Genomic DNA, 12,579 nt, shown 5'->3' with positions numbered 1-12,579 from the left:
CGCGACCCCCGCCCCCCCGCCCCCCGGGCCGGGGCCGCCCCCCCGTACTAGGCGCGCGGGGCCGGGGGGGGGGGGGGCCCCCCCGCCCCCCCCCCCCCCCCCCCCCCCCCCCCCCCCCCCCCCCCCACGAGGCCAGTGAAACCGACATATCGATGTCGTCTGGCCCGGTGAAAACAGGCGTGTTACGCCGGGTCCAGGTTGTACTTCTTGAGCAACTGGCTGTATTCGTCGCTCTGTTTGTAGGCCTCGACCGCACTGCGCAGTTTTTCCAGCAGTTCGGTGTTGCCTTTCTTCACGTAGATGCCAAGGGTCTGCGCGTACAGCGACTTCTGCGAACTGATGACGATGCGGCCACGGGCCTTGTCGATGATCATCTGTGCGGCGGCGGAGATTTCCAGGTGGGCCTGGATGTTGCCGGACATCAGCGCCTGGGACGCTTCAGCGGTGGTCGGGAATTCGCTGATCGCAATCTCGCCCTTGTTCTGCTTGGCGCAGTAATCGCTGGATACCGCCTTGAGCTGGTTGATCCAGTTGGTGCCCTGTTGCAGGCCGACTTTCAGGCCGCACAAGTCCTCAGGCTGCTGCGGTTTGGCGGTGCTGTCGCTGCGCACCATGATCGCTGCGCCGACCTTCGCGTAAGGGATGGCTTCCGCCTGCTTGGTGCGCTCCTCGGTGATGTACATGCCCGAAATGATGGTGTCGAAGCGGTTGGCATTCAGGCCCAGGATCAGGTTCGGAAAGCGCGTGTCGACGAATTCGACTTTCAGGCCACCGATCTGTTTTGCCAGCGCGGCGGACACTTCCGGGTCAAAGCCTACGACCTTGTCGCCGTCATAGGACTCGAACGGCGGATAGGAGATTTCCATACCGACCTTGAGCGTGCCGGGCGTTGCAGTCGGTGCCGCCTGGGCGCTGCCCGCGAACAACAAGGACAGGCCAAGCACAGAAGTGGCAAGGCGCGAAAGCGTGGTGTTTTGCATAGTCGTCATTCCAGGTTGAGGGAAAAGGCAGATCACAAAGTCACGCTCTGGTTTTTCAGGTGCCCGAAGCTTGAAGGCTTTCTGGCGCGTTCCGGCAAGGCAATCTGCCCGCTAGCCACGCGCTGGCGAAGGTATTGATACGTCTGCAAGGCCTGGGCCCACATGTGCTCGCCAATGGCGATGGGCTCATAACTCTGCTCACCGGCCGCGAACTGCGGCAGCGGTTTGATAAGGGTGTGGTAGTCGCAGGCATAGAACAGCGGGAACGAATAACGCTCCTGCCTGACCTTGCGCACGCGATGCGCGGTGGCGACAAAAGCACCGGCGGTCATCACTTCCAGCATGTCGCCAATGTTCACCACAAAGGCATCGCCCAAGGGTGGTGCGTCGATCCACTCGCCCTGCTCGTTCATCACCTCCAGGCCCGGCTGGTCGGCCTTGAGGATGGTGAAGCATTCATAGTCGGTGTGAGCACCAATGCCGGGAGCGTCCTGCGCTTCGCCGTCGTAGGGGTAATGGATCAGGCGCAGCTTCGAGGGCGGGAAACAGGCCATGTCATCGAAGGAGTGTTCATCCAGCCCAAGGGCCAGGGCAAAGCCGCGAAACAACTGATGCCCCAACGCGAACACCGCTTTGTAGTAAGCCTGCACCGCCGCCTGAAAACCCGGCAGGCTAGGCCAGTCATTGGGGCCAAGCAGCGGCGTGCCGGCGAGCACCAGCGGGTTGTCGGCGGGCACTTCAAAACCGATATCGAAGGCTTCCTTGTGATCCGGCTTACCGGTGCCATATACCTCTTCGCCTTCGGGCACGAACCCCTTGTGGGTCTGGGAAGCACCGATGTAATGACGCATCTTGGCATCCAGCGGCTGGGCGAAATACTGCTCGGCGGCACGGTGCAGGTTGTCGATCAACTCTGGCGCGATGCCATGGCCGGTGATGTAGAGAAACCCGACATGCCGGGCCGCATCGCCAAGTGCCTGAGCCACAGTCTGGCGGTCTTCCAGACGCTCGCTGAACAGGCCGTGGATATCGACCACGGGAATCCGGGTGAAGGCTGAACGTTCACTCATGGCTGCAAGTTCTCTGGACGTTTGGAGAAGGCATTGAAATGCTCGCGTTCGGTGCGGCCCATCCAGGCATTGAGGCTCCACAGATCGGCCACCGGCACATCGGTGAAAGGCAAATGATGCAGATAACCATCGGGGCCGAACTCGGGCGTCAAGGTGGTCCCGGTAAAACCACGGGCCAGTTGCGAACGCCAGATCGCTTCCCAATGCTGCTGATGAAACGCCAGCGCCGCAGCGTATTCAGGAGCCGCCGGGTGCGGCACCTGAGGGCCCTGGTCGTAACCCACCCGCGCCTGAATGTGATGAACGCGCTCGACGAAGGCCCCGAGATCGTCAGCCGGGTCGTCCAGCAGCCGCTCGCACGTCACCACCCAATGGCTGATATCGCTGGTGAAACGCAGGTCCGGTACTTGCTCGATCAGTTGCAGGGTCAGCCACGGATTGAACAGAGAACGCGCCCGATGCGTCTCGAAACTGCAAATCAGGCCGCTGCGCGATGCAATCTCCAGCGCCTCACCAAAAAAATCCACCTGCCGGGCCAGCGGCCAGCGGTCATTGCCAGCCAGCACATTCACAAAGCGCGGCTCAAGCTCAGCGGCCAGTTGCAACTTGTGCCTGAAATCGGCCAGATGCTCAGCCGGTGTGGCTGACTGCAACGGCAACACCGGCGTGGAAGTGAACAGCGTCGCGATATACGGCACCCGGTTGTCACGCAGGAAAGCCGCGAACGCTGCACGCTCGGTCTGCTGCTCGGGAATACGCGCCTCAAAGCCATCGAAACCCGCTGCATGGGCTTCATCCAGCGCCTGCTGCCACGTGTCGCGATAACCCCACAGCGTGCGAAAGACTTCCAGTTTCATGGGCAAGCCTCCCCACCTGTGGCGGATCGGGCAACGTTGCTCATGGCCTTGCGGCCCAGCATCGGATGGGCACCCTTGGGGCCATACACCGAAGCCGGCTCAGGAAAAGTGCGCAGCAATGTCAGGTACAGCAACGCCGCCAGGCCTAGCGTGATCGGCAGGCTGACATCGATACCGCCCGCCCATTCACCCAGCGGCCCCACAAACTGGCCCGGCACGTTGACGAAGCACAGCCCAACCACCGCGCTGGGAATCCACGCTCCCAGACCACGCCAGTTCCAGCCATGGTTAAACCAGTAACGTCCACCGCGCTGACCACGGGTAAACACTTGTAAATCATCGGCGTGATAAAAGCCGCGACGTGCGACCAGACCGAGAATCATCACCACCATCCACGGGCTGGTGCAGGTAATGATCAGCACCGCAAAGGTCGACACGCTCTGGACCAGATTGAAGGTGAAGCGGCCGATGAAGATAAAGGCGATGGCGGCAAGCCCGATCAGCAGCGTGGCTCCGGCACGACTGAGCAAGCGCGGGAACATGCTCGACATGTCCAGCCCGGTGCCATACAGCGCCGTGGTACCGGTCGACAACCCGCCGATGACTGCAATCAGACACACCGGCAGAAAGAACCAGCCTGGCGAAATGGCCAGCAGACCGCCGACATAATTGTTCGCCTCAATGTACTGCGGAGCCTGGGTCGCCACCAACGTTGCGGTACACAGCCCGAACAGAAACGGAATCAGCGTACAGGCCTGTGCCACAAGCACTGCCAGCATGATTCGCACCCTGGAAGTATCGCGCGGGATATAGCGCGACCAGTCACCGAGAAAAGCCCCGAACGAGACCGGGTTACTCATCGCCAGCAGCGCTGCCCCTATGAACGCCGCCCAGAAACCCGGCTGAGCCAGGCTGACACTGCCGGCATACCCCGCATCAAACGGCCCGGCAAAGGCCAGAATGCCCAACAGAAACAAAAGACTCGACGCCCAAACCGCAACCTTGTTGACCCACAGCATGAAGCGAAAACCAAAGATGCACACGATCAATACCAGAACCGCGAACAACCCGTAGGCCAGCCCCAGGCTCAGATCGTTTTCCGGCAAGCCCACCAACCGCCGTGCGCCGCCCACCAGCGCATCACCGGAACTCCATACCGACAGGGAAAAGAACGCCACGGCAGTGAGCAACGACAGAAACGAGCCGATGATCCGCCCATGTACACCGAAATGCGCGCCGGATGACACCGCATTGTTGGTGCCATTGATCGCACCGAACACACCCATCGGTGCCAATATCAACGCCCCGACCAGCACACCCAGCACAATCGCCCAGACCCCTGCCTGAAACGACAACCCGAACAACACCGGAAAACTGCCCAGCACAGCGGTAGCAAAGGTATTCGCACCACCGAAAATCAGGCGAAACAGATCGATAGGGGAAGCATGGCGTTGGCTGTCGGGTATTTGCTCGACACCAAAGGTTTCTATGCGGGTTTCAATTCGCGTCGAATGGTTCATGTGCTGCTCCAGCGCCTGTCACGGTTGTTGTAAGGCCAGCGCAGGCACGCTGACCCTTTATCGCTCTACTGGGTAATGCCGATCAGTCAAGGTACACACAAACTTGTGGGAGGCAGCTTGCTGGCGAAAAAGGCCTGAAAACCAGCAGATATGCTGCGTCTGTACGTGAAGTCGCCAGCAAGCTGCCTCCCACAAAGTAATTCATGACCTTCACTGATCAGCATTACTTCCAGGGGGCTTTACCTACGCACCACACCCGGCAACACACACAGCATTTCGTACAACAGGTTGGCGCCCAGCAACGAGGTATTGCCGGTGGTGTCATAAGGCGGCGACACCTCCACCAGATCGCAGCCAATCAAGTCCAGCCCCTGACACCCGCGAATGATCTCCAGCGCCTGAATCGTGGTCAGCCCGCCGACTTCCGGCGTGCCGGTGCCGGGCGCCCAGGCCGGGTCGATGCCGTCAATATCGAACGACAGATACACCGGCCCGCCACCCACCTTCTCCCGCACCTCGGCCATCAGCGGCGTCAGCGACTGATGCCAGCACTCCTCGGCCTGCACCACACGAAAACCCTGCTTGCGGCTCCAGTTGAAATCCTCGGCGGTGTAACCCTGAGCGCGCAGGCCGATCTGCACCACGCGGTCGCTGTCCAGCAAGCCTTCTTCCTGAGCGCGGCGGAACGTAGTGCCGTGGGCGATCTTCTCGCCGAACATGTGATCGTTGACGTCGGCATGGGCATCGATATGCACCAGCCCGACCTTGCCGTGCTTCTTGTGAATGGCACGCAGGATCGGCAGCGTCAGGGTGTGGTCGCCGCCCAGGGTCAGCGGGACAATGCCATGGCCGAGAATCCGGTCGTAGGCCTCCTCGATGATCCGCACCGCATCGAGCAGGTTGAAAGTATTGATCGCCACGTCGCCAATGTCCGCCACGTTCAAGGAGTCGAACGGCGCCGCGCCTGTGGCCATGTTGTAAGGACGGATCATCACCGACTCGGCCCGAATCTCCCGCGGCCCGAAACGAGTACCGGAACGCAACGACGTCCCGATATCCAGCGGAATACCCACAAACGCGGCATCCAGACGCTCAAGTTCTTCGGGGGCCTGCACATGAGGCAAGCGCATCATCGTGGCGATACCACCGAAACGGGGCATCTCATTGCCGCCCAGGGGCTGGTGGAAAGTCTTGTCCACGGGAGGCCTCACCTTGTTCTCATTGAAAGTGAGGCCATTCTGGAGAGCCGCGATAACCAGACACATCGCTGCCAGCAAATAATTACTTCAGAGATTTCTAAACTATCGCCAGATACACTGCCACCTCGTACCAGCCCGACCAATCCCTGTGGGAAGCAGCTTGCTGGCGACAGCCATATTCACAGGAGCGCCCATGTCCTCAGCCCTGCCCGACCTCAAACTGCTGCGCATCTTCGCCAGCGTGGTACGCCATCAGGGCTTTGCCGCCGCACAACAGGAACTCAACCTCTCCACCTCCGCCATCAGCACCTACATGAGCCAGCTCGAAACCCAGCTTGGCCTTGTGCTCTGCCACCGAGGCCGCGGCGGCTTCAGCCTCACCAGCAAAGGCGAACTCTTCCATCAGGAAACCCTGCGCCTGCTGGCTGAACTCGAAGGCTTCGAGCGCTACAGCGCCGCCCTCAAAGGCGAACTGCGCGGCACCCTCAACCTCGGCGTGCTCGACACCACCGTCAGCGACCCGGCCCTGCCACTGGCCGACGTCATCGGCGCCTACAGCAAAGAACACCCCGCCGTACACCTGCACCTCTCGGTACTCAGCCCCGCGCAACTGCAACTGGGCTTACAGGAAAACCGCATCGACCTCGCCATCGGCGCCTTCTCCATCCGCATGAACGGCCTCATGTACCAAGGCCTGTACCGCGAACAGCACTGGCTGTATTGCAGCGACCGCCACGAACTCTTCGACCAGCGCCGCATCCCCGCCGAAGTCATCACCCAACAACGCATGGTCGGCCGCGGCTACTGGAGCCAGGCCGAACTCGCCCGCCACGGCTTCAAGCACAGCGCCGCGACGGTCGAATCCATGGAAGCGCAACTGATACTCGTACTGTCCGGGGCCTACATCGGCTACTTGCCGGAGCATTACGCGCAGTTCTGGGTGGATCAGAAGCGGCTGAAAGTGTTGCTGCCGACAACGTTCGGGTATCAGGCACCGTTTTCACTGGCGTTGAGACGCGGGAGATCGAAGGAGCCACTGATAAAGAGCTTTCGGGATCGGTTGAAAGGATGCTTCGAGGAATAGGTGTGAACAGTAGCCTTCACGCAGCACTTGAGAAGAAATGCGCCCCCGTGGGAGGGGGCTTGCCCGCGACAGCGCAAAGAAGCCATCCAAATAAATTCAATATCTTACGACCAAACCGTAGGAGCGCGCTTGCCCGCGAAAACTGAAGTTCAGTCAACGAATTCCTCGCTCAAAATAATGCAGTGGCAAGTACACCGGGGTTGATCTGCGCTCGATGCCAGTCAAACCGCAAGGCCCAGACCCGCTTCGTTTTCACAGAAGTTCTGATAAAGTCCCCCATTGCTAAAGTCTGCTGACATGGAGTCACACATGGCAAAGCTTCGGCGCTAGATGCCAAGATTTCACTGCACAAAATCAAAGGAAAGGCATGAAAATCAATAATGCCTTCCTTGATAAGTTGCAATTATTTTAAAAAATTTGACAAACGCTCATAACCCATTTTTTCAAATGGTGCCTCTAGTCTTTCAGATGCGACCTCAATATGATCTGGCATTTTCAAGTTTGACTTATTGAAAACAGTAAATATCATTTTAGGCCCAAAGCTATGCGTGCGTTCATTTTGCGAAATAATTGTGGAAGGCAAATTGAAAATTAGATCGTCTCGTGACGCATAGATCCGTGATATTTTTATATCCTTAATAACCGCATCCTCAACCGATGCAGGAGTCGAAGGATCCTGCATCAGCGACTTCGTCGCGGCTAGAGCGACCTCGCCCTTCCAAACCTCAGAGTACTCATAAATAAACTGCTCATAATCTGCTATCAACTTTTCATTTAAGCCACAAACAGCCTTATTGATTAAAGTGCCATTTTGTTCGCTGCGAATATTTCCGTATACGCAGTCAACAAGCAATTCATTATTATTTATTTTTAGCGTGACGTATGCCTCAAATTGAGTTCGAGACGCTAGATTTTCGTAGTGCAGCGCTTTCTTGCCGTTAAAGCTCACCAAGTCTCTAGTAATCTCTCCTTTTTCTCCTATAACTCCTTTGGCTATAGTGCTTCCACCCGACCAGCTAACTTTTAAGTCCTGAGTATTCTTTTTATCTACTTCATACACTTCATTGCCAGCGTTTTTTACTAACTCACTCGCATGGGCGCTTCCAAGAAAAACGCAGAGCATGAACAAAGCTATTTTGGTATTCATTGTTAATTTCTCTCTGGAGCTATTGATGTTGCTTTTAATATTTCTTCAAATTTTACAGCGTGACTTGCAATTAATGTATTCTGATCGGTTCCATTGATAACCTTTCGAGCGCCCACATAGTCTGTATGGTCATTGTAAATATATGTCCCAATTTTTGCACCACTGAAAACTCCTTCTTTCATACCCCAGATCATAATAGGGATTGAGTTTTTGAATTCAGCAGCCAGCTCAGGATTGGAAACAAAGTCGATGCCAAACTTTTCAGTAGCCTTCCTATAGTTCTTTTTCCAGGTCAAGTGAACCAAGCCTCGTCCACGATATTTAAAACCGTCACCTGGAACTGTGTTTTCAAAGCTGATGGCTGTTGCTCTTCTCGCTTCGGTATTTGCCAGGACTGGATCATATTTATTAAAATAAGATACCGGGCCGATCTCCGGGGCGGAGCTGAAAAATTCGACCTCAAGAAAGTCATATGCTTCATGTCTAGCAGTAGCAAACATATAGGCTAGTTCATACCTCGTCAAAACGATGCTCTCTTTTTCGATATACAGATTTATGTTATTTACAATCTCCGTGAGATTTTGTTTTGATTTCTCGGAGAATGCTGGAGTATTCTCCTGAAAAGTAGAGTGTTTCTCGCCATACATAGCAATGAAGCGCTCGAGATCAATATAAGAAGATTTGCGCAAGAAATTACTTACCATCTCAACCGGATGAAAATGCCAAACCAGACTCGACCCTATCGCCGCCTTCCCAGACAACTCATCCCAAAACACATACTTATCAATACGCTCTTTCTCATGCTTGAGCGTTTTCGGCGATGTCTCCAGCAGCGTATCAAGCTTGCTCCACTTCGCTGAACCGGACTTGTCCCTCCACTCCGTCGGATGACAAGCAATCAGCTTCGACCACTGATCTCTCGTATCCTTGTTTTTCAATGCTTCGGACAACTCGTCAGAGCTGACTTCTTTGTCATTGTTCTTATCGATCTTGGCGAACAAGTCCTTGAAGAATGGCGGCATATCATCGGGATCGAGAAACCCGTCAGCCGTGGGATTGGATTCTTCGACAATCTGGAAACCCAGCTTTTCCCAGTCATGCTGGGTGATCAGTTGCGCGCCTGTTTTTTTCACCAGGCCGGTAAGCGTCTGGTTGTCATCAACGACGCTGACTTCGTACCAGTCTTTGTCATCTTCTTTGATGACGGGTGCCTTGGCTAAATCGATTGCATGCTCTTTCTTGAGTGCAGGAGTCTCAGTGGCAGAGGCTTTTATCTTGAGCTTTGCGTCTTTTGCCAAATAAAGATATTGCTTGCCTGTCTTCAAGCCTGCGACGTTCTTGAGGAATTCCTTGACCTCTGCTTCGGCGGTGAAAATCTCGACGTGAACCTGATGCTTGCTGCTGACTCCGCCCTCTTCACCGGTGAGGTTTTCGGTCAGCCCCAGATAGCCAATGGGATCACCAGCCTTGATGCCTGTACTGGCCGTCTCAACCGAGTCAAAACTGCCAGGGGTCAAGGATGTCCACTCGACCACTTTGTAATCTGCCTCGTTTTCCACACATATCCAAAAGCTTGGCGGTATGGTCCCTGCACCAGCGACTTCGCCACTGACGTAGGTGCATTTCGCCATTCTGCGGAGTTTGCCCCCCACGTTGAGAGTCAGAACCTCTTTGCTCTCGAACTCTACGATACTGGTGGCGTTGAGTTGGATGCTGTACTTGTCTCCCGCTGGCTGGCCGTTTTGTGGATTCGCCGGATCCTTGTACAGATCAAGCTTGATGGCCGCAGTCGCTTTTACCTTACCCTGCCAATAGTTTGGGCGCAGACGCTCAACGAGCTTGTCTGCCGTCCAGATTTTGTCGCCACCGGAATTTTTGTAAGGCGCATCGTTTTTCTTGTAGGCGAACCAGATTTCGTCGCCTACGTTACGTGTCGTACTTGAGCCACTTTTTACCGACCCGACAAGAATCTTGCCCTTGGCGTATACCTCTATCCCTTCGCTGGCCTGATCAATAATCTCCAGCCTTGTCCCTTTCTTGATCAAGCCATAAGACTGGGCACCCTCTGCCCAGCGAGCCTTGTCGTAGGCCTTGTAATCACCAACGTTCATCGTAACGACTGGCTTTGGTGTTTCTTCCGGGGCTAGCGGGTAGCGAGCGTAAGGCAACAGGTGCATGTACAAACTGTAGAAGTTCAGCTTGTTCTGCTTGCCTTTATTCGGCCCTTCCTCCGGGTTTGGCGCTGATTTGTATTCGTGGCGCACCAGGCAGAAAGAGTTGGAATACTTCAGCTTCTTCTCGTTGTCACCGAAGGTCGATTCCAGGTAATCCTGGTTCAGGCGATAGGCGACAACCTCACCATCGGCCATGCAGCGTACGGGTTCGTTAAGCACGCACTGTGGAGCGCTTTTGTCTGAGATATGAATCCCGCCATGCCAGAACCTGTTGTTACCCAAGAGGTAATGGCCTGACGTTTCACCTTCCAGTGCCTTGTAGATTTCTTCCGCATCGGTGAACTGCTTACCGTCTGCTTTACGGAATGGGTAATGGAAATTCATCAACGGCGCTGGCCCGGCAGGCGCAGGAGTGGGAGGCGGCGCAGCAGCAGGCGCTGGAGTAGTTCCTGTCCTGAACTCTTCCTTAGCCCTAAGGAATTTCGTGGCAACGGGCCAATAATAACTGGGAGGTTTGGGACCGAATACTGCTTTGGCAGGTCCGGTACTCGTCTGCGCACCAAAAAAATACCCTGCATTTTTTGTGTAATCAAAGCTTTCAACAATACCCGTGTGAAATAAAGTCTTATTCCCTTTGAGAGATTTTACATTGATCCAAAGCGCAATATCTCCCGGCTTAACGTCCTGCGGTAATACTGCTGTGTAATAAGTAGAGTTACTCATTGCACTTGTATTTTCATAGGGGATATTGTAACCAGCACCTTTCAGCAACAGGTTAACCATATGGGAGCAATCAATTTGCTTTTTTCCATCTACGACAGTAAAACCATCACCGCCCATTTCGTAAATATAATCGCCACCGGTGTAGTTATCTTTTAAGTCAAGTGGTTCCGTCATTTATGCATCCTGCAAAAACTAATAGCAATTTCTAGCCGCTGTCATATCAGCAACTTGCGTTTTCAGTCGTTCCACATTCATGGCGGCTGTTTGATTACCTTTATCGGCAGCCAGACGGTAACAAGCCATTGCTCTAGGCACATCCTTGGTCGTCAGCTCACCGCGTTCAAAGGTGTATCCCAAATAATTGATCGCGTCGACAGAGCCCATGGACGCTGCTCGGATAAGCTCTTTTTCAGCCAGCTCCGGGTTCTGGCATGCGCCTTCGCCTGCGATGGTATTACCGTAGCAGTAGAACGTTGACAAACCCGAGGCACCATCAGCCAAAGTGGTCGCCGCAGCCTTTAAAAGCGCCTCAACCTTTGGGGTTTCCAACTGAGGTGCCATCCCCGAAAGGCTCAAACTGGCAGCCTCTAAACTGGCTTGCGGGTCACCCGAAGCAGCAGCACATATATAGTTTTCGAGTGCAGCCTCAAAGAACTCCCTCGAAAGCCGGTACTGCCCAAGACCGCCCAATCCAGCGTAAACCTCACCACGCTGGAAGCAATAGCTCTCAGCACGGCCCATTTCTGGCTTGCTTGATGCGGAAAGATATTTTTCATTGATGGACCAGTCTTCAAGACCTTCAAGCACCCAGCACGCCTGCCGAGAAAAGTTGAAGACCTTGATATTGCTATTACCGGCGCGCTTATCAACGACTGTAATATGACTGTCGTCTACCTTCTGGATTTTAACGCCTTCCGTATTATCAGAAGCCAATGGAGCCATAAGGGGAAATGCAAGGTCTGCCTTCGTAACCCCGGTTGCCAGAGGCTCAAATTGATCTGATTGTGCGGCAGGTTTCAAGACTAAAGTCTTTACGGTCATCGCTGTAAAACGCTGCTGTGCATCAGGGGTAGCGGAAAACGCCGAGAGAAATCTGGTGAAGTCACCAGACGGGCAATCATTCGCATACGCGCTGCCACTAAACAGGCTCAGCCCTGAAGCCGCGAAAATTATCGTAGCGGCAACGTGGTTTTTCTTGGCAATACGGCTCATATCAATCACTCAGAAAACATAAAAAAGCTTCACCTGCCCCTGTCAGACGGCACACTCACCATCGCCTGCTCTATCAAATCCACACCTTGCCATTATCCACATAACATATTCAAACCGGGTCCCCAGCGTCCTCGGAATCGAGTTTCGGTTTATCCAGGCTGGCCAGAATATCATCCGCGTTGCTGTACCAGCGAAACATCCGCAACAAGCGCAACCGATGTATGACTGTCGAAGCAGGCACGGGAGGCGGTACAGCTTCGCTTTCAAAAAACTTCTGATAAAGTCGCCCATTGCTAAAGTCCGCTGACATGGAGTCACACATGGCAAAGCCTGCCGCACGTATAAGCGATCCGACCAGTTACCCAATGCCAGGGCATGGTGCCAAGGCAATTTCCTCTGGATCACCTGACGTATTCTTCGATGGACTCGCAGCAGCCCGCCAAGGCGATACTTGCACATGTGGCAGCGCCCTGGCTTTGGCTGTATTGTTGCCGCTGACCGAAAACTGACCCAGTAGAGGCTGTTCTGCCGACTGAAAACTGACCCAGGTGTTCAACTGCTTCTGCTCACTTTTTGAGCAGGAGAACACAGGGTGATCAGCATGGAAATGTTG

General features: G+C 54.8%; 9 protein-coding genes and 1 pseudogene. 2 read left to right on the top strand and 8 right to left on the bottom strand.

The genetic code is table 11. From position 1 onward, the window contains the following. Positions 1 to 182: 182 nt before the first annotated feature. The 5 genes from Q6A51_RS27075 to speB form a co-directional block, all read right to left on the bottom strand. Positions 183 to 980 (bottom strand): transporter substrate-binding domain-containing protein, encoded by a 798-nt coding sequence (locus tag Q6A51_RS27075; protein WP_304576165.1) that lies wholly within the window; start codon positions 978 to 980, stop codon positions 183 to 185. A gap of 32 nt (positions 981 to 1,012) precedes the next feature. Further along, entirely contained in the window at positions 1,013 to 2,050 is a 1,038-nt protein-coding gene (locus Q6A51_RS27070; protein WP_304576164.1) for an isopenicillin N synthase family dioxygenase, read from the bottom strand. Beyond that, positions 2,047 to 2,907: a sugar phosphate isomerase/epimerase family protein gene (locus Q6A51_RS27065; protein WP_201000009.1), complete on the bottom strand. Its 861-nt coding sequence runs from the start codon at positions 2,905 to 2,907 to the stop codon at positions 2,047 to 2,049. The genes Q6A51_RS27070 and Q6A51_RS27065 overlap by 4 nt, the downstream gene beginning before the upstream one ends. Beyond that, complete coding sequence (locus tag Q6A51_RS27060; RefSeq protein WP_304576163.1) at positions 2,904 to 4,427, bottom strand: purine-cytosine permease family protein; 1,524 nt, start codon at positions 4,425 to 4,427, stop codon at positions 2,904 to 2,906. Before Q6A51_RS27060 ends, Q6A51_RS27065 begins: the two co-directional genes overlap by 4 nt. Positions 4,428 to 4,666: 239 nt before the next feature. Then, positions 4,667 to 5,626 (bottom strand): agmatinase, encoded by a 960-nt coding sequence (speB, locus tag Q6A51_RS27055; RefSeq protein WP_025261377.1) that lies wholly within the window; start codon positions 5,624 to 5,626, stop codon positions 4,667 to 4,669. Between the two features lie 193 nt (positions 5,627 to 5,819). On the opposite strand from speB, the gene Q6A51_RS27050 reads away from it, so the two are divergent. Further along, positions 5,820 to 6,710: a LysR family transcriptional regulator gene (locus tag Q6A51_RS27050; protein ID WP_095067512.1), complete on the top strand. Its 891-nt coding sequence runs from the start codon at positions 5,820 to 5,822 to the stop codon at positions 6,708 to 6,710. A gap of 403 nt (positions 6,711 to 7,113) precedes the next feature. On the opposite strand, the gene Q6A51_RS27045 is transcribed toward Q6A51_RS27050, so the two are convergent. From Q6A51_RS27045 to Q6A51_RS27035, 3 genes are read right to left on the bottom strand one after another with little or no spacing between them, the layout of a single operon-like run. Further along, the gene (locus tag Q6A51_RS27045) at positions 7,114 to 7,857 is read right to left on the bottom strand and encodes a hypothetical protein (RefSeq protein WP_304576162.1); all 744 of its coding nucleotides are present in this window, start codon (positions 7,855 to 7,857) and stop codon (positions 7,114 to 7,116) included. Between the two features lie 2 nt (positions 7,858 to 7,859). Next, positions 7,860 to 10,928 (bottom strand): hypothetical protein, encoded by a 3,069-nt coding sequence (locus Q6A51_RS27040; RefSeq protein ID WP_304576161.1) that lies wholly within the window; start codon positions 10,926 to 10,928, stop codon positions 7,860 to 7,862. A gap of 18 nt (positions 10,929 to 10,946) precedes the next feature. Further along, positions 10,947 to 11,966: a tetratricopeptide repeat protein gene (locus tag Q6A51_RS27035; protein ID WP_304576160.1), complete on the bottom strand. Its 1,020-nt coding sequence runs from the start codon at positions 11,964 to 11,966 to the stop codon at positions 10,947 to 10,949. A gap of 320 nt (positions 11,967 to 12,286) precedes the next feature. Between Q6A51_RS27035 and Q6A51_RS27030 the strand changes: the two are divergent. After that, positions 12,287 to 12,451, top strand: a pseudogene (locus Q6A51_RS27030) (PAAR domain-containing protein); the annotation flags it as partial. Positions 12,452 to 12,579 lie beyond the last annotated feature (128 nt).

It is taken from the genome of Pseudomonas serbiensis (assembly GCF_030580745.1).
GTDB lineage: Bacteria > Pseudomonadota > Gammaproteobacteria > Pseudomonadales > Pseudomonadaceae > Aquipseudomonas > Aquipseudomonas serbiensis.
This window is presented reverse-complemented; position numbering and strand designations above follow the sequence as displayed.